Genomic DNA, 20,829 nt, shown 5'->3' with positions numbered 1-20,829 from the left:
ATGGAGAAACATTCACATGGTACACCACTAACACAAGTATTAGGATTTGTTTTTTCATTAGTTTTAACTTTTGTCGCACTCTTTGTAGCTTTAAAAACAGGTTTATCTTTCAATGCCATTATGTGGATTATCGGCACTCTCGCTGTCATACAAGCCGGTCTGCAGCTGTTTATGTTCATGCACTTAAGAGATGGTGAAGACAGTGCAGCACAAACGATTAACGTGATATATGGTGTTTTTATTGCCGTCGTTACCGTTGCCGGATCGATTTGGGTTATGTCATTTGGTGGAATGTAAAATTGTTTAAAAACCTAGTCTACATACAGACTAGGTTTTTTCATAATTTCTTTACTTTAATCGGACTTACCATTAAAACAGCCAAAAGAATCGTGATCCATGCATTGGAATATGTAAACAATCCCATTCCGGCTAATGGCAGGCCAGCAGCTGGAATCGGCAGACCCTTAAAATACCCAATGGTTGGGTTCACACTAAACCTTGCCAACCTTAGAGCACCCATAGTAGGGAAAAGAATAAAGGCTAGAGAAGTTAAAATAGACGGTGCTGCGATTGAATGAAATATAAGCGCAGGTGCTACCCCAAAGCTAACAATATCCGCCAGTGAATCCAATACCACTCCAAGTTCGCTGTTCACCTTTAATTTTCTGGCAACCCGTCCGTCGAAGAGATCAAAAATAGCCGATAAAAAAATAAAAATCGAGGCACCTCCAATAAATCCACTCATATTAAAGGTGATAGAAAAAACACCACATAAAAAATTTCCGATGGTAAATAAATTGGGCACTGCTTTGACAAGATGATTAACCAACTTCCCTCCCCCTTCATTAAGCAAAACTCCTCTTATCTATAATTTTCTTTCGTTTTCTCCTTTATTCACTTTTTGAGAAGAAATTTATTTCCATTCTTTTAAATTCAACTATACCGAGAGATGGGATTGTACATATATTGATAATATGAAGAAAAAGGGAGGCAATATCATTTTGAATCGTATTTTTCCGGTTCGCTACTTAGGAAAGTTCAAGGAGGGTTTTTCAAAGCCTCAACTATTTGAAATGAATGACGGAAATACTTATCTTGTAAAATTTAAAGACAATCCCCAAGGAACAAGGGTCCTCGTGAATGATTGGGTGGTGGGGAAACTTGCACAGTTATTAGGACTGCCTGTAGCATCTTTTGAGGTGGCTTATTTCTCCAAATCTGATTTTAAAAAGTTCCCGGGTCTTTACCGGTATGGGTTTACACCTGGACATCAATTTGCCAGTCTTTTGCTTAAAGATTGTACGGGCCTTTGGGAGCCTCGAATTAATGAAGAAATTGTCAATCGCGATGCATTGCCGGGTATTATTGTATTCGACTATTGGGTGAATAACAATGATCGGGATACGGGAAATGTTCTGTTAGAAAGGCTTTCTGACAACAAATGCTATCTTCATTTAATTGATCACGGTTTATGTTTTCCAGGATATGCACTTTCAAAAGATATGTTGAAAAAAGTCCCCATGAATTTACTAAAACAGCCTGTTCATACATGGGGTGTTACTCAAATAGACGACCCCAAATCACTTATGCAATTTACAGAAAAAGTCCTTGCACTTCCTTCTGAGCAAATCTTATCGGTCATCAACACCATACCTGACGATTGGGATGTATCTTCTTCGGAAAAGAAAGCAATGTACCAATATCTCCTCTCTGCAAAAAAGGCACTGCCTATTTTAATATTAAAATTCATCAAAAAATATTTCCGTGATTAATGAATCAGGTTGATTGAAATATTCAAAAGAAGTACAGTTCAAGTGAATTGTACTTCTCTTTTTTTGAATTTTATTTTTTTGGACCGCTTCGCTTAATCCTAACTAATTGATAACTTATAAAAGCTACATAAAGCGGAATGGCTACGTATATGAAGTAAGGAAAACGATGCTGCTCTTTCTTAAAGACAATATAAATAGCATAACCAAGGAATAAGGTGATAATAATTCCATATTTCGGCAAAGGAATATCCTTTAGGCTTGGGATTTTAATGGTGCTGACCATTAAATAACAAATGACAAAAAAGGCAATCGGCAGAATAATCGCTGGCATTTTGCCGTGAAATAAGGTTAAAAGCGTTAGTAGTCCCCCACCTGCTGTAATGGGGACACCCGTAAAATAATGTTGTGATGATTTGACCGCATTAATATTGAATCGCGCCAATCGGTATGCACCAAATAACGGGAATAATCCTGAAATCGCCATCCCAAATATACCAAAATCAGAAAAATAGGAATAATAGGCCATCATCGCCGGCGCAACACCAAAGGTTACAATATCGGCAAGTGAGTCTAATTCCTTTCCAAGGTCACTTTCGACATTCAACATCCGGGCAATACGCCCATCCATACTATCGAGCATCATTCCAATCAGAATCAAAATTGCCGCATTTTTATAATCCCCAAGCGCCGAATACATGACAGATAAAAATCCAAAAAATAAATTTAAAAGCGTAAAAAGGTTAGGAATACTGTTTCTTATAATATGTATCACTCCAATTTTTTCAAAAACCTCTCACTCATTATATCCCTGCTTCCTATTATACCGTTTTTCTTTATAAAATTGAAAAACCCAAATAGCAGCAGTCAGCCAAAAAATGCTTGCAAAATATCCCCCAATAATATCACTTGGATAATGTACCCCTAGATAAATCCGGCTTATACCAATGGCAAGAATCATAAAGCAACTAACAATAATTAAAATGGTTCTCCCAATCCTGGTTGAAATATGGCGCCAAAGTAAGAAGGCAATCACACCGTAAAAAGCAAAAGCACTCATAGCATGACCGCTAGGAAAACTATAACCGCTGATCTCAATCAGACGGTGTAAATTAGGACGTGCCCGCTGAAAAAAATGCTTTAAAACACCATTTAAAATTCCTGCACCAGCTATGACACTTACAAATAAGATCAATTCCAAGCGATGATGCAGTACCTTGTAGAGAAAAATCAAAAGGGCAAGAGAAAGAATGATAACAACCTGTGTGGAACCAATAAAGGTAAACAATTTCATTACCTTTGTAAGACCGGGCGTTTCGAGTCCTTGAACCGCCGAAATAACAGTACTGTCAAAATGCCCTATTTTTTCATCACTAATAAGTATGGAAATCATCCCAAAACCAATTACACTCACCAAGCTAATAATAAAGGCAATAAATAAATATTTTTTTATATTCATGAGCTTACTCCTTTTATGATAGAAAAAAGAGGTCCGGTCAGAACCTCCTGGTTTTTCTACGTTTATCTCATGATTTTGTTTCAACTAAAACATCCTTTTTTGAAAAAACAAACAATTTTTGCCCTAAATAATTAAGCACGGTATAAAGTCCAGTACCGACAAGGACCGCCAAATCGGTTCTTATTTTTTCAGTAAAGAATTGATTTGAAAGTAGGATGGCTGAAACTAAATTTTTTCCTAAATCATAAGAAATAAAATAACAGCACAAAATGACCACAATAAAACGGATGGCAGTTTTTGAAACAGCATTCTGACTTTTAAATGTAAAGCTTCTATTTAAAAAGAAGCTTACAATCGCTCCAATGGAATTACCGATGAAGGTTGAGATCCAGTATGAAAAGTGGAACGCATGTAAAAGAAGATACATGACCGATAACCCAACAATCGTATTCAAAATCCCTACCATGACAAAACGAATAAAAGTATATTTCATACCTGCTCCTAATGACCAATTGCCTCTTTTATTTGCTGATTTGTTTGACTAACGGAAAAGCTGTCTCTTTCAATCGCATATCTTGGACGTTTCTTCACTTCAAAATATATTTTGCCAATATATTCACCAATAATACCTAACCCCAATAGCTGCAAACCTCCAACAAACCAAATGGAAATGACTAGTGATGTCCAGCCTGAAACAGTATGTCCTAATAGGTCTTGAATTAGTGCATAGACTCCGGCAAGAATACTAATAAACATCGCCAAGAAACCAATAAAGGTTACAAAGCGGATTGGGGCTACACTAAAGGAAGAGATTCCATCGAATGCAAAGGCAAGCATTTTTTTTAACGGGTATTTTGATTCTCCCGCAAACCTCTCCTTACGATCATAATATACCTTTGCAGATGAGAATCCCACAAGTGGGACCAAGCCGCGCAAAAAAAGGTTCGTCTCTTTGAATTTAAATAATTCCTCAAGTGCCCGTTTACTCATAAGCCGAAAATCCGCATGATTAGGAACTAATTTTATCCCAATTCTCTCCATAAAACGATAGAACCCGACAGCAGTGGTTCTTTTAAAAAAGGTATCTGTTTTCCGGCTTTCTCTCACTCCATAAACAATATCATACCCTTCCCAATACTTTTCAAGAAATGCTTGGATTACGCTAATATCATCCTGTAAATCAGCATCAATGGATATGACACAATCCGATTTCTTCGCTGCCGTTTCAAGACCCGCCATTAATGCATTTTGATGTCCGACATTTTTAGCAAGCTTTAAACCTTTAACAAAAGAATTATGTCCACTCTCACTCTCTATTAACTCCCATGTCCTGTCCTTGCTGCCATCATCCACAAACAATAATTTACTTTCCCTTGAAATAAGCGAGTCAGCGATTAACATTTCCAATACATGTGATAATTGGGTAGATGTTTCCATAAAGACATCTTCTTCATTATAACAAGGTACAACGATGGTTAATACCGGTTTATTCATGTTAAGACTCCTTAAACCACATTATTTTACTTCATAAAGATAAATTTTCCAAGCAGAACTCTTTTGGTTAAATGCCTTTTTAAATTCCAGCTGGTTTTCTTTGGCGTTTAGAATTGGAACAGCCGAGAAAATATATTTTCCTCCCATCATTTTCAATACCTTCGTATTAAGCTGCAGATGATGGATTTCGACTTTTGAATCCTTTGTAAAATCGTACTTCTTTCCTAATTCAGAAACAAAAATATAACATCTCCCGCCCCAATGGTCGAAATAGGATTTTAAAGTGGGACTCTTATCCAATTCTTTTGCAATTATTTTGCGGAACTGATGCTTGTACGCTAGTGGATAAAAATTATTATAAGTATCCAGCGTATAAAAACCATTGTATTGAGCGATAGCAGGATGAATTCCGATACTGACAACACGATAGCTATTTTGCGGCTTACCAATGTACTTTTTAATATCGGAAAATTGAGTAGTTGCATAAAATTGTTTAAAGGTCGGTGTTCCTGCCACACGATAATAGATTTCATTATTTGCCCCAAAAAGCACTAGGAGCTGCGCTGCCAGACATAATTTTACCAATAGTTTCCAACGATTACCCCTCCTCCATAGAATATAGGCACCGACGGCAAACATCAGGTATATAATCAATGGCCTTAAAAAATGAAATCTAGAAAAATTAAAGGTATTTAAAAAAGACACTCTTTCTTTTAACGGTATCCATCCTTTGTAAAACCAAAAAGCATACCAAACAGATAGTATAAAATTCAAAAGAAATAGGTAAAGAAACCGTTTTTCGATATGACCTTTCTGTCGATTCTTTATGACCCAAATCACAAGGAAGGATAGCGGAACAATCACAAATGTATGCAGGGTCATTACATGGGTGTGTCCAAGAAAATAATTTTTGAAAATTAAACGAATCGTACTCCAGAAACCATTGGTTGATTCAAAAAATTCATTCCGATTTGTCGGGGCCTCAGGAAACACTAAAGAATAAACAAGGCGGTACTCGATTATTAAATAGATTAGTGTCATGGCAAAAATGCTGCCAAAGAAGACCCAGTTTACTTCTTTCTTAACCACTAAATCCCGGAGCCAGAGCAACCCAATCGCTGTAAGAAAAAAGAAAAATCCAAGCACAAAACTTGAATAAAAAGGAAGCAGAATGAGCGTAAGCCACTCCTTCCAAGAGTACCTTCCTTCTCTTATATTTAAGAAAGCCCAAAGTGCAAGTGGCATACCGAGAGTGCTCAGCATTCCCGAAGGCCAAAATGGCGTAAGTGCAAATGCCAGCGAAACATAGATACGGATTAAATAAGACTCCTCCGTCTTAACAAAATGTCTTTTTAATAAAAGGTACATACCCAAAAATGCAAAAATCCTTGTAATTGCCTGACTGATTGAAAAGGCAAGCATCGACGAAAACAAATTATGCAGCCACTGGATCCCACTGAATTCTGTCCCAAATGCATTTCTTGGTAATCCATTAATGATTTGCGGGATAACCGAGTTTATTCCGCCAAACAGTTGTCCACTATCATTAAGCACTTTATACCAAGAAATATTCGAATCCAAATTATCATGAACCCGGATATGTGAATTTTCACCTAGAATAAATAATGGTGATAAATAAAGGGCTAATAAAAAGGCTGCAAAATATAAATGCTGTTTTTCTTTACTCAAATTTGTCCAGAATATCTTCATTTTCCCACCGATTCTTAAATCATATTGTTCTATTCCCTTTTTACTTTCCAATTATCTCGAACTATTTTTCATTTTTTATAAGAGTAGTATTGAAAATCTTGCTTTCAAGTTTTTCATAAACATTGATAAGAACACCAATAAACTGATTAAATTTCCCCCATCTTACTGTTAGTAGATAAACTACAACTGCAGTTACTATTCCAATTACCATACCGGCGATGACATCTAATGGATAATGAACACCTGTCCAAATGCGAGAAATTCCAATTCCTGCAGCTAAAATCAACCAAATCCAGCCATCGCGCTTTTTCCATAGCCAAATAGTCATGGCAATCACAAATGCTGCGGTCGCATGGTCACTTGGAAAAGAAGCATTCTTTGCGTGTGAGATCAGCATAATTACATGATGGGAGACAAATGGACGGGAACGATAATAAAAGTCTCCAATAATCATGTTTGTTGCTAATGCAAGACAAGCTGCAATACAGGCAGTTGCAACCATTTTCCGATTTTGCTCTTTATGAAAAAACCAATAAAATAGAATACCTGCAAAAAATAAATACTCTGCTTTATCAGCTAAAAATACCATGAATGGATTCATAAAATGGTCCGTAATGGCTAAATGATTAACCCATTGAAATGCTGTATAATCTAAGTGTGTTAACATTCTTCCACCACCTTTATCTCACTCTTTTAAAATATTCCTAGTAAAAAACATTTTTACCCACACATGATTAGAATAGACCTCCAGCATAAATTTTGTATGAATCGAGTATTAAATATTTATTAAATTCGATTGTAAAAGAGGGTTTACCCATTAAAAAATTGAAATGATAAAAGAAATGGAGGGTGAGATGAATTTATGTCGTGGCTTATTTTTGCCCTATTATCTGCTGTATCTGCTGCCTTTGTTTCAATTTTCGGAAAAATAGGATTGCAAAATATTGATGCAAATACGGCTACCGCCATTCGAGCGATTGTGATGGCATTCTTTTTAATGGGGGTTGTTGTGTTTGAGGGGAATCTCAATAAAATCCCTGGTATTTTACATGATAAAAAGGCTATTTTATTTATCACTTTGAGTGGTATCGCAGGTGCTGCTTCGTGGTTGTTCTATTTTTTCGCCTTAAAATTAGGCAAGGTTTCTCAGGTGGCTCCTGTAGATAAATTAAGTGTGGTTATTGCAACATTGCTGGCCATTTTCCTTTTTGGGGAGAAGCTTAGCTTGGTGAATGGAATGGGAGTAGTATTAATTGCGATAGGAGTGATTTTGACGGCATTTCATTAAAATGAAAAAGTAAAGGCAAATATAATATGCCTTTACTTTTTTAAGTGTATATTATGAAGCTTTCGATTCTTTTTTCGCTGATTCCCTTGAAAGAAACCATCCTCCTGCAGCAATCCCAACTAAGACGAGATAAAAGCTCATTTTCCACTCGGTTGAATGAGCAAATTCTTCATTTAAAATCGCAAGTGCTGGATGTGAAAGTGTATAGACAACAAGCTTTACCCCTACCCAACCGACAATCATAAAGGCCGCCATTTCTAGACCAGGGCGTTTCTCCAATAACTGGACAAACTTGTTTGCGGCAAAGCGCATAATGATTAATCCCAAGAAGCCTCCTGCAAAAATCACCAAGAACTTACCCCCATCAAGACCACCTATATTTGGAAGCTTTGTTTCAGGCAGCACCACCGCCATAGCCACCGCCGCAAGAATGGAATCAACCGCAAAAGCAAGATCGGCTAATTCAACTTTTAAAACTGTAGTCCAAAATCCACTCTTTTTTGGCTCTTTCGGCTGCTCTTCCGTTTTACTCTTCACTAACTTACGGAAAATATGATTTCCCGCCATGAATAACAAATAGATGGCTCCTATTGCCTGTACCTGCCAAACATCCACAAGATAAGAAATGACAAATAATGAAGCAAAACGGAACATGAATGCACCTGCTAAACCATAAAATAAAGCTTTTTTTCGTTTTTCCTCCGGAAGATGTTTCACCATGATTGCCAGCACCAACGCGTTATCTGCTGCTAAAAGACCTTCCAAAGCCACTAGAACCAATAATACCCAGCCATACTCCAATAAAACTGTAAAATCCATTAAACAAACCTCCTTAAATTTTTTAAATTTCTCCTTTTGCCATTTGAATATTGCGAAAGCTCAGTATCTACAAGAATGTGAGCTATAGCAATAAAAATAGGCCTTTACCCGTGGGTAAAAGCCTAACTTTTCCCCTGTAATGGCCTAAAAATACAAAAAGACCTTTACCTGAGAATAAATGTTTGATCATTTACCCTAAGTAAAGGTCTTGCTAACAACGTCATTGTTGCCAATAAAGCCGGAGAAATCTGATTTCTCGAAATGACGACTTTACTGTACAGCTACTCCCCTTTAAAAGGAAATATTTAATTACTATAATTATATATTTAGTGTTTCATATTTGTCAATAAAATTACAACCCATATACCTCAGAATATTTCTTCTCCAAGTATTCAACTAAATATTCTGCATTCAATTCTTCACCCGTTACCTTTTGAATCAATTCATTCGGGGTGTAGAGCTTACCATATTGATGAATATTTTCCTTTAACCAATCTTGAATAAGATCAAATCTTCCCTGTTCAATATGATAATAGAAATCTGGCAGGTCTTGTTTAATCTTTCTTAGTATTTGTGCCGCATACAAATTCCCTAATGAATATGAAGGGAAATAGCCAATTCCGCCAAATGACCAGTGGACATCCTGCAGCACTCCCTCTGTATCAGTGCCTGGTGTGACTCCCAGATAATCCTGCATTTTCTCATTCCAGATAGCTGGCAGATCTTTTGCTTCAATTTCTCCCGCCATTAAAGCTTTTTCTATTTCATAGCGAATCATAATGTGAAGATTATAGGTTAATTCATCTGCTTCCACTCGAATAAACGATGGCTGTACGGTATTAACAGCACGGTAAAACTCCTCAACCGTAACATTTTCAAGTGCCTCCGGAAATTGATTTTGAATCTGCGGATAAAAATAATTCCAAAATTCTTTACTGCGACCAACCATATTTTCCAAGAATCTTGATTGGGACTCATGAATTCCAAAGGAGGCACCGCTTTGAAGAACAGAGCCTTCAAATTCCGGATTGATATTTTGCTCATAAATTCCATGACCCGCTTCATGAATCGTGCCAAACAAAGCTGATCGAACATTATGCTCTAAATAACGGGTTGTTAAGCGGACATCTCCGGTATTGACTGTTTGGGCAAAAGGGTGGACGGTTTCATCCAAACGCCCCGCCTCCAGATCAAACCCAATCAGCGGCAATATGAAGCGGTTAAATGCTTTTTGTTTTTCCACATCATAGGATTGGTCAAAAATTTCCGCTGGTGTTGGCCTTCCTGATTGTTGAATTCTTTCTAGTAAGCTCACAGTTGATTCTCTTAATTTAGCAAACAATGGATCGAGTTTTTTAACGGTTAGGCCCGGCTCAAACTCAGCTAACATCGCATCGTATGGATGCTCTTCATAACCATAAATTTCGGCAAACTTTCTTTTATAATTTATAATTTTCTCAAGGTAAGGTAGAAAAAGATCAAAATCATTTGTCCCCCTTGCCTCTTCCCATGCGTCATTTGCTTGAGCAGTCAAGATTGAATATTCCTGAAAGAGGTCCGCCGGAATAGTTTTTGCCTTCTGATAATAATCTTTATACTCCCTTACTTTTGCCATCGTAACAGCATCCAATGATGAAGCGCTTTCATTTACACTAAGCACGTCTATTAAGCTCCCCATCTCCTCTGAAACCGACAGTTTAAATACTTCCGTCCTTAATGTACCGATAGCCTTCGCAAAGGTATGCCTACCTTTTTTGGGTGCCATCACCTTTTGATCCCAGTCTGATAAACCAATGATGCTAGAAAAATGTGAAATTTTTTCATCTAATACTCTAAATTTTTCTAAAGCCTTTTGAACAGTTGGATCAACCACTTTATTCTCCACTATGTATGACCCCCTAATGGTATTAAACAAGCTAATTCAAAACCAGCCCATTCCCTTCTAATTATAAAATAATCCATCCAATATGGGAAAAATTTAAAAAATCTTTTTATTGACAATTTTTTTAATCTTGGTTTCCTAATGCATTTAATTCCCAGTTCCCCTGTATAATTTTTACATCTAAAAGAGAAAAATATAAATTATCTTAGATCTTACATAGGCCATCATGTTTTATAGGAGGCAGCAAAAAAATGTTGGAAGTTAGAAAAACAATTGGAAAGCCCGAACAACGAGTGGATGTCATCGAAAAAGCCACTGGGACGGTAAGGTTTATTGGAGATTTTTCCATGCCCAACCTGGCCCACGCTAAATTGGTTACAAGTACACAGGCACATGCCAAGATTAAGTACGTTGATGTAACAGAAGCATGGAAGTGCCCCGGTGTTCGGTCGATTGTAACGGGAAATATGTTCCCCTTTCACATCGGTCCCATTTTAGCGGATCGGCCACCGCTTGCTTTTAATAAAGTACGATACTATGGAGAACCGATAGCGATTGTTGTCGCCGACCATGAACATCAAGCTAAAAAAGCAGCAAAGATGGTTAAGGTAGAATATGAACCATTGCCAGTTGTGAATTCTGTTCAAGATGCATTTAAAAACGATGCTCCTTTAATTCATGAAAACTCAGGGCAATATGTAAAAATTATCAGTAATGTTTATCCTGTTCAGGGGACCAATATCGGCAGTCATATCAAAATCCGTAAAGGTGATTTCATAACTGCCTGGGAGAACTGTGCAACAAAAATAAAAGAAACCTATTCTTTTAATCTTTCCGACCACGCAGCAATGGAAACGCGCGGTACCAGAGTTGAAATCAACCCGGCGGGAAAAGTTGTAGTCCATTCCAATACACAATCACCCTACACGATTAAAAAGGTGTTAAATCAATTTTTCAATATTCCGGTTGGAGATATTGTTGTACATGTCCCATTAGTGGGCGGAGCGTTCGGCGGCAAGGGAACCGTTCAACTCGAGCCGCTTGCTTATTTAGCCTCAAAGTCAATTGGCGGGAAAATGGTTAAACTCGAATATGAACGAGAAGAGGATTTGATCACCGCTCCCTGCCATATTGGTCTTGATGCGACCATTTCACTAGGAACGGATAAGGACGGGAAAATTATTGCGGGGCAGTATACCTTCCTGATTGACTCCGGTGCATACACGGATCAGGCTGCCGGGATTACGAGAGCAATGGCGCTGGATTGTACTGGTCCATATGATGTACCAAACGTTTGGTGTGACTCTTATTGTATGTATACGAACCACCCGTATGCGACCTCTTTCAGGGGGTATGCACATCCTGAATTAACCTTTGCTGTCGAGCGTACAATGGATCAGCTTGCAAAAAAATTAACCATGTGCCCGATTGAACTGAGAAAAATTAATGCCATTAAACCAGGGAATACTTCCCCGACGCAAACAGTACTTAATGCGAGTAATATTGGCGATGTCGAGAAATGTATTGAACGGGCCAAGGAACTTGTGAAATGGGATGAGGGTCAGCGAATCGAAACTGATACTGAAATGATTAAATCAAAAGGAATCAGTGTTTTTTGGAAAACCTCCACAACGGCTACCAATGCGCAGGCAGGTGCCATTATCACATTTGAAGCAGATGGCAGTGTAAATTTGAACTGTGCTGCCATTGAATTGGGCCAGGGTACCAAAACAATTCTTGCTCAGATTTTAGCTGAACGATTAAAAATGGATATGAACAAAATTCATGTCACGATGGAGGTCAATACCCAGTACGATCCCCATCAGTGGCGGACGGTGGCCAGCAGTACCACCTTTTTAGCAGGAAGAGCGGTAATGGCAGCAGCAGATGATGCCATCTCCCAATTAAAAAGAACAGCTGCTATCGCTCTGCAGTGTTCGGAAGAAGATCTAGAGCTGGGCGGCGGCCGTGTCTACCTAAAACCAAGCCCTGAATACGGTGTTAAATTTGAGGATATCGCTCTCGGATATAAGTATCCAAATGGCCATGCCGTTGAAGGTCAAGTGGTCGGTCACGGAAAGTATATCCAAAGACATCTGACACCAATGGATAAGGAAACCGGATTCGGCAAGCCGGGGCCTTGGTGGTCCGTTGGCGCCCAGGCTGTGGAGGTCGAATGGAACCCGAAGGATTACTCCTACAAGGTTATTAAAGCAGTAACCGTTTTAGACGGTGGAACGATTATTAATTATCAAACAGCGACACAGCAAATGAGAGGCGGGATGTATTTGGGTTTAAGCTTTGCCAGCTGTGAGTCATTTCATTTTGATGAAAATGGTGTGGTACAAAATACGCAATTAAGGGACTATCAAATGCTGCGTTTTGGCGAACAGCCGGCAGAATACCTAGTTGACTTTGTTGAATCCCCAGCAGCTGACGGGCCATATGGAGCCAGGGGGATTGGTGAATATGGTGTAATTGGCATGGCCGGCGCACTTGCGAATAGTTTATCGGCTGCAGCCGAAGTAGAGTTAAATTACCTGCCATTAATTCCGGAACCCATTTGGAAAATGAGAAAGGAGAACATGAAATGATTCCTTTTGACTTTGAGTACTATAGACCTGAGACGATACAAGAAGCTGTCCAAACCTTTGAGGATATCCAAAAACAAGGTAAATCCGTCCTGTACTATAGTGGAGGAACTGAATTTATTACGTTTTCGCGTAGAAATCATCTTACAGCAGATGCCGTGATAGATTTAAAAGGAATCCCGGAATGCAATGTTTTAGAAGTTCAAGAGGAGCAATTGGTTATCGGTTCCGGTGTAACATTAAATCATATAACGGAATCCAATTTGTTCCCTTTATTAGGGGAAGCCGTAAAAAAAGTGGCAGACCATACCTCACGGAATAAAATTACCATCGGGGGTAATCTAAACAGCCGGCTCATTTATCGGGAAGGGATATTACCCCTGCTTTTATCCAACGCAATGGTTAAATTGGCCGGTTCCGAAGGCGAAACTCTAATACCTTTGGAAGAGGTCTTCCAACAGAACTTACAAATCAGTCAAGGTCAGTTCCTTGTACAAATTTTAATAAATAAATCCTACCTTCACCTCCTGCATTTTAGTTTAAAGAAAACAAAGAGTACGAAGGTTGGCTATCCAGTTGTATCTATCGCCGCCTTAGTAAAGGACAAAAAATTACGGACCGCTTTCAGTGGGATTTGTAGCTACCCGTTTCGATCAATGGAAATTGAAAATATTTTAAATGATTCTTCTCTTCCCGTTGATGGTCGCGTACAGCGGGCTGTGGAACGGCTGCCTTCAACGATCGTACATGATATACAAGCCTCCGCAGAATACCGGGAATTTGTTTTTAAAAATGCGTTATCGGAAACGATTGAAGCTTTAAAGGAGGCCATTACATGATCTCAAATGGTTCAGAAAAAACAGTTGCCAAGCTTCATGTAAATGGAGGGACCAAGGAAGTAATGATTCGAAGTGCAGATACACTATTACATACCTTACGGGAGCAATTGGGACTGACGGGTGCTAAAAGGGCTTGTGAAAATGGTGACTGTGGAGCGTGCACGGTATTAGTGAATGGAGAACCACATCATTCTTGCCTGTCACTGACAATTGAAACGATTAACAAGTCAATTAGCACCATTGAAAGTCTATTAGATTCCCCTATCCAAAAGACCTTTATCGAAAAGTGGGCCATCCAATGTGGTTATTGCACACCGGGATTCATTCTGAATTGTCATGCCCTAGCGGAAAAACATCCCGATGCTGATGATTCTGTTATTGAAGAGTGGATGGAATCCAATTTGTGCAGGTGTACTGGGTATCATGAAATAAAAGAGGCGATTGGGGCTGTACTAGCGGAGGCAAAAAATAACCCAGCTTCATAAATCGAAGCTGGGCACTATTTTTAGCCTTTTTTAAAGCTGTTATTTCCTTGATTCAGGCTGTCAATTAGGCCAAGGGTTTGTGAAGCCTGCTCAATTTGCTGCTGGACCTGTTCTAATTGTTGCTGGGTTGCAGTGGTCGATTGTGTAATGGCAATCCCTTGCATTTGGTTTAACTGCTGGGTCGCCTGCTGCAGCTGTTGCTGAGCTTGCTGCAGTGACTGGAGATTATTCATGGAAGCACTTTGTTGTATAGTTGATGTTGCTTGCTGCATCGATTGAAGCGCCTGTTGTTTCTGGGTTTGAAATTGCTGCTCCATCATGGACTGATTTTCCTGCAGCTGTTGTTGCTGCTGTATCATTTGCTGCTGCTGAAAGCTTTGCGATTGCTGCTGAGCATGTCTTTCCACAAAGAGTACCTCCTTTAATTTTCTCTCTTCTTCTAGCTTTCATTAATCAATTTCCTTTTATCCATCATTTTTTTAAAGCCCTATTTACAAAAAATTGTTGAGAAGGTAATCCTTTACACCTATGCAGCTCCATCTGTAAAATAAATAGTAATAATACCAACTTATGGATAGGGCATAATAAAATAGACTTAGCACGGTTGGCATAAAGGATGTGTTACAAAAATGGAGAAAAAGCAAAAGTCCCACTTTCCTTTTCGAATTAATCTATTGTTTTTTTGCGTTTTTCTATTATTTTCTGCACTTATACTACGTCTTGGTTTTGTACAAATTGTTTACGGCGAGAATTTCAAGCGTGACCTTGAAAGGAACGAGGATATTACGATAAAAAATCCTGTTCCAAGGGGAAAAATGCTCGATCGTAATTATAAAGTGATTGTCAATAACATCCCGAAAAAAGCCATTACCTATACAAACATGGGATCCGACCAAGAGGAAATGCTGAATACTGCAAAGACTTTAGCAAAACTTATCGACAAAAAAACTGATAAACTGACAGATTGGGATAAAAAAGATTATTGGATTTTAAAATACCCCGAGTTAGCGGACGACAAAATCACTAAAAGTGAAAATGAACTATACAAAGCAAAAAAATTAAAAGATAAAAACTTATATGAATTAAAAATAATGCGGATTACCAAGCAGGATTTAAAACAACTTACACCAGAAGACCTAGAAGTGGCTGCGATTTTTCGTGAATTCCGAAATGGTTATAAATTCACCCCGCAAATCGTTAAAAATGAAGATGTAACGGAGAAGGAATTTGCAGTTGTCAGCGAAAATCTTCAGTCCCTTCCTGGCGTGGATACGGCAACGGATTGGGAAAGATCCTATAATTTTGATAAGACCTTAAAATCTGTTTTAGGTAAAGTTACGAAATCAGATGAAGGGCTGCCTGCGGATCAACTGCATTATTTTTTATCAAAAGGTTATAATCGAAATGACCGTGTCGGAAAAAGTTATTTAGAAGCCCAATATGAAGATATCCTGCATGGATATAAATCACGGGTTAAAAACGTCACCGATACACAAGGAAATGTGGTAGATACTGAGGTTGTATATGATGGCCAGCGTGGGAAAGACGTTGTTCTAAGCATTGATATGGAATTGCAGAAAAAGGTCGAACACATTATTGAGGAAGAGCTCTGGTCATTAAAGAGACTGCCTGGTACTCATTTCTTAGATCGTGCCTATGTTGTTTTAATGGACCCTAAAACTGGTGAAATTTTAACAATGGCGGGAAAACGCATCGTTCGGGATGAGAAAACTGGAAGAACCGAAATGATTGACGATGCACTTGGAACTTTTACCACAACGTATAATGTTGGTTCTGCTGTTAAAGGAGCTACTGTATTAACTGGTTATAAAACAGGGGCAATCTCTCCTAATACCTATTTGAGCGACGAACCAATCAGAATTAAGAGTACGCCTGTTAAGAAATCATGGATGTATTTAGGGACCTTAAACGATCTTAATGCCCTAAAACTGTCCTCTAACGTCTATATGTTCCGGACAGCCATCAAAATTGGCGGGGGAAATTATATTCCCGATCATCCATTATCACTAAAACCAAATAGCTTTGATATTATTCGTAATTCCTTTGCAAGCTTTGGTCTAGGAACGAGAACCGGAATTGACCTTCCAAACGAACAAGCAGGGTTTAAAGGTTCAAGTAGATTGCCGGGATTTTTACTTGACCTTGTCATCGGACAATATGATACCTATTCTCCAATGCAAATGGCTCAATATGTTTCGACACTTGCCAATGGCGGCTATCGGATGCAGCCCCATATGGTAAAAGAAATTCGAGAACCATTAACTGGCTCTGAGGTGGTCGGTCCTGTTTTTAAACAAATCCACCCGAAAGTTTTGAATATGCTTGACATGAAACCAGAGTGGATAAGCCGAGTTCAGCTAGGGTTTAAAAAAGTGTTTCAAGAGCCCGGTGGGACCGCCTATCCGTACTTTAAGGGTGCCCCCTATTCTCCGGCAGGAAAAACAGGAACGGCGGAAGGATTTTATGACGGGCCTGACCGCTGGAGATATGGTAAAGAACCACCGGGGGTTATTAACCTAAGTCTTGTGAGCTATGCACCGAGCTACAATCCTCAAGTTGCCATGGCTGTGCTCGTACCATGGGCCTATACAGGTCAATCAGAAAATAAAGCAAATTTCCGCATTGGCCGTAGGGTAATGGATACTTATTTTCATTTAAAACAAAAATAATCATCAAAAATGGCTCGGAGTTCATGACTCCAAGCTATTTTTCATTTAAAGATATCCTTTTTTGCAAATAAGATTAGGATTCATAATTATTCCAAAAAAGGGAAACATAATCGGAAAAGAAAGATGCCTGGGAGTTGGAATCAATGGTTTGGTTTAAAAACAAACAAGGACAATATGATAAAAAAGAAGCATTGGAACAATATCTTCAGCAATCAAAAGATTTTAAAAAAGTTTCTTATGTCAATCAGAAAACCAACAACCATTTTAGCTTTTCATTTATTTCCACTCTCATTGATGAGTCAATTATACAGAAAAGCGCACTTCCTTACTTACTTGAAAAATCGTTTGAAACAATCGAGGACATAAAAAAAATCATCCCCCTCTCGGACGTGGAAATCAGCGAGGATCAAAGTATTATCGAACAAAAATTATTTAATGGATATATTCTCCTGACGCTTGAATCAGAAAAAAAGAAATTTGCGTTTTTAGCTGCGCAAAAAGAAATTGTCCGAAGTGTCACAACTCCAGAGGTAGAGTTTAGTGTTATCGGTCCGAAGGAAGCATTTGTTGAATCAATCGAGCAAAATATTAACTTAATTCGTAAAAGGCTGCCTATTAAAGAACTTATTTTAGACGAGTTAACAGTAGGTTCTCTTTCTAAAACAAAAGTGGTGATAATGCACATTGACGGCATTACAGATCCCGTCAATGTCCAAACAGTTAAAGAACGGATAAAAAATGTTGAATTTGATGCGATTACTGACAGTTCCTATATTGTTCAATTAATATCGGATAATAAAAATTCCCCTTTCCCGCAGCTTCTAGATACGGAGCGTCCGGACAGGGTTACAGCAATCCTGGCAGAAGGTAAAGTTGCCATATTTGTTGATGGATCTCCACATGTTTTAATTACGCCAACAACATTGGTTGAATTTTTTAGCTCATTCGAGGATTATTTCTTAAACTGGATTTTATCATCTTTTTTTCGGCTGATTCGGTTGTTTTCCGTTGCATTTTCTATTTTAATAACCCCAGTGTATGTAGCTACATTGTCTTACCATTACGAACTAATACCTACGGATTTGATGAATACATTGGTTACGTCCCGGCGTGCCATTCCACTTCCCCCTATCCTTGAGGCTCTATTTTTAGAGCTCACCATCGAATTGCTCAGAGAGGCAGGGGCAAGACTTCCGACCAAGGTTGGGCAGACCATTGGTATCGTAGGCGGTATCGTTATTGGAACTGCGTCTGTTCAAGCAGGATTGACAAGTAATGTCCTCCTGATTATCGTAGCACTTGCAGCACTCGCGTCTTTTACAACACCCGTTTATAAAATGGGCAATTCGATTCGTTTACTGCGCTTTCCATTTTTGTTTTTTGCTGAATTGTGGGGACTGATTGGAATCGTATTCTGTTTTTGTATATTATTAACCCACTTAATACGACTTACATCCCTTAATCGGCCTTTTTTAGAACCACTCTATCCACCTAGAATGAAAGACCTTAAAGATTCACTTATTAGGCTTCCATTCAGCAAACAATCACACCGGCCGTTAACTTTAAGAACACAAAACCCTATTCGTTTTACTCCGAGTAAAAAAAGTAAAAAAAGTGATATTGACGAATAGGAACCGGAGGAAGGAATATGGAACAAGTACTGCCTGAAAAAGCAAAAGTATCTCCTTTCTTAGTATTTTTTCTCATTCATACGATGCAGTTTGGTGTCGGGGTCCTCGGCTTCCAACGCATTATCGCATTAACAACGGGATATGATGCATGGATTTCCGTTGTGATTGCCGGTTTAAGTGTAAATATCATTATTTGGATGATGTACAGAATCTCAGAAACAGTAAATGGAGATATAATGTCAGTCCATACCTTTATATTTGGGAAAATAATGGGTAACCTCCTGTCCTTACCATTTGTTTTGGTATACTTGCTTGCGGCTATTATCACGTTAAGACCTTTTATTGAAGTCATTCAAGCCTGGATGTTTGAAGATTTAAGTACCTTTTGGTTTTCCTTGGCTTTTTGTGGATTAGGAATCTATATATTATACGGAGGTTTTAGAACTGTCGCAGGTGTAGCATTTTTTGGAGTAGTGCTTCCAGCATATTTACTATTCACCTTCCTGTTTACCCTTCCATATGCGGATATCAGGAATTTACTTCCAATCTTTGATCATTCGATAAAGGATTTGGCTTTTGCCTCCTATCAAATGTCCTTTACTTATTCTGGGTTTGCAATACTATTGTTTTTTTATCCCTTTATTAAAGAACCAGAAAAATCTAAGAAATGGGCCCATCTGGGCGCCCTTACTACCACTATTATCTATACACTTATTTCTATTGCGACCTTTTCCTTTTTTTCAGAGGGACAGTTGCAAAAGTATATCTGGCCGACATTGACCATGTGGAAAATAGTCGAAATGCCTTTTGTTGAGAGATTTGAATATATCGGCATTGCCAATTGGATTATCATCATTCTTCCCAATTTTTGTATTGCGCTTTGGTGTGCCGCACGCATTTTAAAAAGGATAACAAACCTGAAGCAAAAAAATGGTGTCATCCTCTTATCATTAATTGTATTAATAGTGAACGTTTTTATTAAGACAAGGCAGCAAATTAACACCATTACCGACTATTCTGGAAAAATATTCTTTTACATTAATTATGGATATGTTCCATTACTTTTTTTTCTGATATTGATTATGAAAAGGGTGAAGAAAAAATGAAGAACATCATCATACCCGTTCTAATCGTATCCCTTGTGCTTGGTGGTTGTGTACAAAAGAGAATCTTGGATGATGTCAATCTTGAAACGGGAAGTGCCTATGATTATGTGGATGGTAAAATTCTCGGAACGGCCTTAGTTCCGATCTATTTACCAGATCAAGCTGTGAAAAACAAATCCTTCACGGCCTCCTCTGCCTTAAGCAGAGACCTCTTAAGAGATATCCAGCGCCAATCCTCAGATCCACTCGTGACGGGGAGCATTAAGGTGGTTCTTTTTGGGGAAGAGCTTGCGGAAAAAAAGGGAATTTTAGATTTGATGGACTCATTTCAGCGGGATCCGAGCATTGGCGCCGGCCTTTACTTGGCTGTAACCGAAGGGGAAGCAAAGGATTTCATTGAAGGTAATTATGGAGAAAGAGGAAATGCAGTTTATTTAACCAATCTCATCAAGCATAATATGGAAACAATGGATGTTCCTAAAACAAACCTGCAGCGTTTTTTATTTGATTTTAATCAATTAGGTAAAACGCCTTATCTTCCAAGGCTAAAAAAAATCGGAAAGGACCAAATACAAATAACCGGTATCAGTTTTTTTCGATATGGTCATGTTGTTTACTCGATTCCTGACGAAAAAATGTTCTTCTTTAAGCTGCTTGTTGACGATTACAGTAAAGGAACTTTAAAAGTAACATTAGGCAAGGAAATGGCAGCCATCGAGAGTATCCGATCAAAATTCAAAATGAAGATTACCTCCAGGGATCCTTTAACCGTCAATGTACTGATTAAGCTAAATGCAGTGTTGAAAGAATACTCGGGAACAAAAGTTACCCCTAAGGAAACTAAGGAAGTAGAAAAAAAGGTAGAAGAAAAAATTGAATCAGAATGTAAGAATTTAATAAAAGAATTTAAAGAAAAAAATATTGACCCTGTAGGTTTTGGCCATTTTATAAAAAGCAAAACAAGAAATTTTAATTTTTCTAAATGGAAAACCGACTATCCAAATCTCAAAGTAAATGTTCATGCAGATGTAAAGATTATGGAATCTGGGGTTATTGAGTAGATCAT

Annotated in this window: 20 protein-coding genes; 10 read left to right on the top strand and 10 right to left on the bottom strand. The window is 38.3% G+C overall.

Annotated features, from left to right (window positions below):
* Positions 1-297, top strand: coding sequence for a cytochrome aa3 quinol oxidase subunit IV (qoxD, locus tag RCG21_RS13580; protein ID WP_133333535.1), 297 nt, complete (start codon positions 1-3; stop codon positions 295-297).
* Positions 298-337: 40 nt separating this feature from the next.
* On the opposite strand, the gene pssA (RCG21_RS13575) is transcribed toward qoxD, so the two are convergent.
* Positions 338-829 carry a CDP-diacylglycerol--serine O-phosphatidyltransferase gene (gene pssA, locus RCG21_RS13575; protein ID WP_133333536.1) on the bottom strand — a complete coding sequence of 164 codons (492 nt, stop codon included), beginning with the start codon at positions 827-829 and terminating at the stop codon, positions 338-340.
* Between the two features lie 172 nt (positions 830-1,001).
* Between pssA (RCG21_RS13575) and RCG21_RS13570 the strand changes: the two genes are divergently transcribed.
* Complete coding sequence (locus tag RCG21_RS13570) at positions 1,002-1,772, top strand: HipA family kinase (RefSeq protein ID WP_308913271.1); 771 nt, start codon at positions 1,002-1,004, stop codon at positions 1,770-1,772.
* Between the two features lie 70 nt (positions 1,773-1,842).
* On the opposite strand, the gene pssA (RCG21_RS13565) is transcribed toward RCG21_RS13570, so the two are convergent.
* The 6 genes from pssA (RCG21_RS13565) to RCG21_RS13540 form a co-directional block, all read right to left on the bottom strand.
* Positions 1,843-2,544 (bottom strand): CDP-diacylglycerol--serine O-phosphatidyltransferase, encoded by a 702-nt coding sequence (gene pssA, locus RCG21_RS13565; protein WP_308913270.1) that lies wholly within the window; start codon positions 2,542-2,544, stop codon positions 1,843-1,845.
* A gap of 21 nt (positions 2,545-2,565) precedes the next feature.
* Complete coding sequence (locus tag RCG21_RS13560) at positions 2,566-3,228, bottom strand: phosphatase PAP2 family protein (RefSeq protein WP_133333538.1); 663 nt, start codon at positions 3,226-3,228, stop codon at positions 2,566-2,568.
* 67 nt (positions 3,229-3,295) lie between these two features.
* On the bottom strand, positions 3,296-3,721 hold the full coding sequence (locus tag RCG21_RS13555; RefSeq protein ID WP_133333539.1) for a GtrA family protein: 426 nt from the start codon (positions 3,719-3,721) through the stop codon (positions 3,296-3,298).
* An 8-nt stretch (positions 3,722-3,729) separates the two neighbouring features.
* Positions 3,730-4,722, bottom strand: coding sequence for a glycosyltransferase family 2 protein (locus tag RCG21_RS13550; protein ID WP_133333540.1), 993 nt, complete (start codon positions 4,720-4,722; stop codon positions 3,730-3,732).
* A gap of 21 nt (positions 4,723-4,743) precedes the next feature.
* Entirely contained in the window at positions 4,744-6,432 is a 1,689-nt protein-coding gene (locus RCG21_RS13545) for a DUF6044 family protein (RefSeq protein ID WP_308913269.1), read from the bottom strand.
* 61 nt (positions 6,433-6,493) lie between these two features.
* A complete protein-coding gene (locus RCG21_RS13540) occupies positions 6,494-7,099 on the bottom strand; it encodes an undecaprenyl-diphosphatase (protein WP_133333542.1) in 606 nt (201 codons plus the stop codon).
* Between the two features lie 195 nt (positions 7,100-7,294).
* On the opposite strand from RCG21_RS13540, the gene RCG21_RS13535 reads away from it, so the two are divergent.
* A complete protein-coding gene (locus tag RCG21_RS13535) occupies positions 7,295-7,720 on the top strand; it encodes an EamA family transporter (protein ID WP_133333543.1) in 426 nt (141 codons plus the stop codon).
* A gap of 51 nt (positions 7,721-7,771) precedes the next feature.
* On the opposite strand, the gene RCG21_RS13530 is transcribed toward RCG21_RS13535, so the two are convergent.
* Together RCG21_RS13530 and RCG21_RS13525 are read right to left on the bottom strand one after the other, a co-directional pair.
* On the bottom strand, positions 7,772-8,539 hold the full coding sequence (locus tag RCG21_RS13530; protein WP_133333544.1) for a TerC family protein: 768 nt from the start codon (positions 8,537-8,539) through the stop codon (positions 7,772-7,774).
* Positions 8,540-8,891: 352 nt separating this feature from the next.
* Positions 8,892-10,424 carry a carboxypeptidase M32 gene (locus RCG21_RS13525; protein WP_308913268.1) on the bottom strand — a complete coding sequence of 511 codons (1,533 nt, stop codon included), beginning with the start codon at positions 10,422-10,424 and terminating at the stop codon, positions 8,892-8,894.
* Between the two features lie 248 nt (positions 10,425-10,672).
* Here RCG21_RS13525 and RCG21_RS13520 point away from each other — a divergent pair, with 248 nt between their 5' ends.
* Genes RCG21_RS13520 through RCG21_RS13510 form a run of 3 tightly spaced genes read left to right on the top strand, consistent with a single transcriptional unit; the run spans position 10,673 to position 14,336 of the window.
* Entirely contained in the window at positions 10,673-13,015 is a 2,343-nt protein-coding gene (locus RCG21_RS13520) for a xanthine dehydrogenase family protein molybdopterin-binding subunit (RefSeq protein WP_308913267.1), read from the top strand.
* The gene (locus tag RCG21_RS13515) at positions 13,012-13,851 is read left to right on the top strand and encodes an FAD binding domain-containing protein (RefSeq protein WP_133333546.1); all 840 of its coding nucleotides are present in this window, start codon (positions 13,012-13,014) and stop codon (positions 13,849-13,851) included. The genes RCG21_RS13520 and RCG21_RS13515 overlap by 4 nt, the downstream gene beginning before the upstream one ends.
* Complete coding sequence (locus RCG21_RS13510; RefSeq protein WP_133333547.1) at positions 13,848-14,336, top strand: (2Fe-2S)-binding protein; 489 nt, start codon at positions 13,848-13,850, stop codon at positions 14,334-14,336. The genes RCG21_RS13515 and RCG21_RS13510 overlap by 4 nt, the downstream gene beginning before the upstream one ends.
* A gap of 20 nt (positions 14,337-14,356) precedes the next feature.
* On the opposite strand, the gene RCG21_RS13505 is transcribed toward RCG21_RS13510, so the two are convergent.
* Positions 14,357-14,743 (bottom strand): hypothetical protein, encoded by a 387-nt coding sequence (locus RCG21_RS13505; RefSeq protein ID WP_235824740.1) that lies wholly within the window; start codon positions 14,741-14,743, stop codon positions 14,357-14,359.
* Between the two features lie 222 nt (positions 14,744-14,965).
* On the opposite strand from RCG21_RS13505, the gene RCG21_RS13500 reads away from it, so the two are divergent.
* The 4 genes from RCG21_RS13500 to RCG21_RS13485 all read left to right on the top strand — a co-directional run bounded on the left by RCG21_RS13500 (position 14,966) and on the right by RCG21_RS13485 (position 20,824).
* Positions 14,966-17,026, top strand: coding sequence for a peptidoglycan D,D-transpeptidase FtsI family protein (locus RCG21_RS13500; protein WP_133333548.1), 2,061 nt, complete (start codon positions 14,966-14,968; stop codon positions 17,024-17,026).
* A 143-nt stretch (positions 17,027-17,169) separates the two neighbouring features.
* Positions 17,170-18,657 (top strand): spore germination protein, encoded by a 1,488-nt coding sequence (locus RCG21_RS13495; RefSeq protein ID WP_133333549.1) that lies wholly within the window; start codon positions 17,170-17,172, stop codon positions 18,655-18,657.
* A 17-nt stretch (positions 18,658-18,674) separates the two neighbouring features.
* Positions 18,675-19,763: a GerAB/ArcD/ProY family transporter gene (locus tag RCG21_RS13490; protein ID WP_308913266.1), complete on the top strand. Its 1,089-nt coding sequence runs from the start codon at positions 18,675-18,677 to the stop codon at positions 19,761-19,763.
* Positions 19,760-20,824 (top strand): Ger(x)C family spore germination protein, encoded by a 1,065-nt coding sequence (locus RCG21_RS13485; RefSeq protein WP_308913265.1) that lies wholly within the window; start codon positions 19,760-19,762, stop codon positions 20,822-20,824. Before RCG21_RS13490 ends, RCG21_RS13485 begins: the two co-directional genes overlap by 4 nt.
* Positions 20,825-20,829: the final 5 nt, after the last annotated feature.

Source organism: Bacillus salipaludis, from assembly GCF_030938565.1.
GTDB classification, from domain to species: domain Bacteria; phylum Bacillota; class Bacilli; order Bacillales; family Cytobacillaceae; genus Neobacillus; species Neobacillus salipaludis_A.
This window is presented reverse-complemented; position numbering and strand designations above follow the sequence as displayed.

Bases quoted from the DNA above. Each gene is read 5' to 3' on its own strand.
- RCG21_RS13545 (WP_308913269.1), bottom strand. From the start codon at position 6,432: ATGAAGATATTCTGGACAAATTTGAGTAAAGAAAAACAGCATTTATAT.
- RCG21_RS13530 (WP_133333544.1), bottom strand. From the start codon at position 8,539: ATGGATTTTACAGTTTTATTGGAGTATGGCTGGGTATTATTGGTTCTA.
- RCG21_RS13560 (WP_133333538.1), bottom strand. From the start codon at position 3,228: ATGAATATAAAAAAATATTTATTTATTGCCTTTATTATTAGCTTGGTG.
- RCG21_RS13485 (WP_308913265.1), top strand. From the start codon at position 19,760: ATGAAGAACATCATCATACCCGTTCTAATCGTATCCCTTGTGCTTGGT.
- RCG21_RS13515 (WP_133333546.1), top strand. From the start codon at position 13,012: ATGATTCCTTTTGACTTTGAGTACTATAGACCTGAGACGATACAAGAA.
- RCG21_RS13540 (WP_133333542.1), bottom strand. From the start codon at position 7,099: ATGTTAACACACTTAGATTATACAGCATTTCAATGGGTTAATCATTTA.
- RCG21_RS13550 (WP_133333540.1), bottom strand. From the start codon at position 4,722: ATGAATAAACCGGTATTAACCATCGTTGTACCTTGTTATAATGAAGAA.
- RCG21_RS13510 (WP_133333547.1), top strand. From the start codon at position 13,848: ATGATCTCAAATGGTTCAGAAAAAACAGTTGCCAAGCTTCATGTAAAT.
- RCG21_RS13490 (WP_308913266.1), top strand. From the start codon at position 18,675: ATGGAACAAGTACTGCCTGAAAAAGCAAAAGTATCTCCTTTCTTAGTA.
- RCG21_RS13520 (WP_308913267.1), top strand. From the start codon at position 10,673: ATGTTGGAAGTTAGAAAAACAATTGGAAAGCCCGAACAACGAGTGGAT.
- RCG21_RS13535 (WP_133333543.1), top strand. From the start codon at position 7,295: ATGTCGTGGCTTATTTTTGCCCTATTATCTGCTGTATCTGCTGCCTTT.
- RCG21_RS13555 (WP_133333539.1), bottom strand. From the start codon at position 3,721: ATGAAATATACTTTTATTCGTTTTGTCATGGTAGGGATTTTGAATACG.
- RCG21_RS13500 (WP_133333548.1), top strand. From the start codon at position 14,966: ATGGAGAAAAAGCAAAAGTCCCACTTTCCTTTTCGAATTAATCTATTG.
- RCG21_RS13495 (WP_133333549.1), top strand. From the start codon at position 17,170: ATGGTTTGGTTTAAAAACAAACAAGGACAATATGATAAAAAAGAAGCA.
- qoxD (WP_133333535.1), top strand. From the start codon at position 1: ATGGAGAAACATTCACATGGTACACCACTAACACAAGTATTAGGATTT.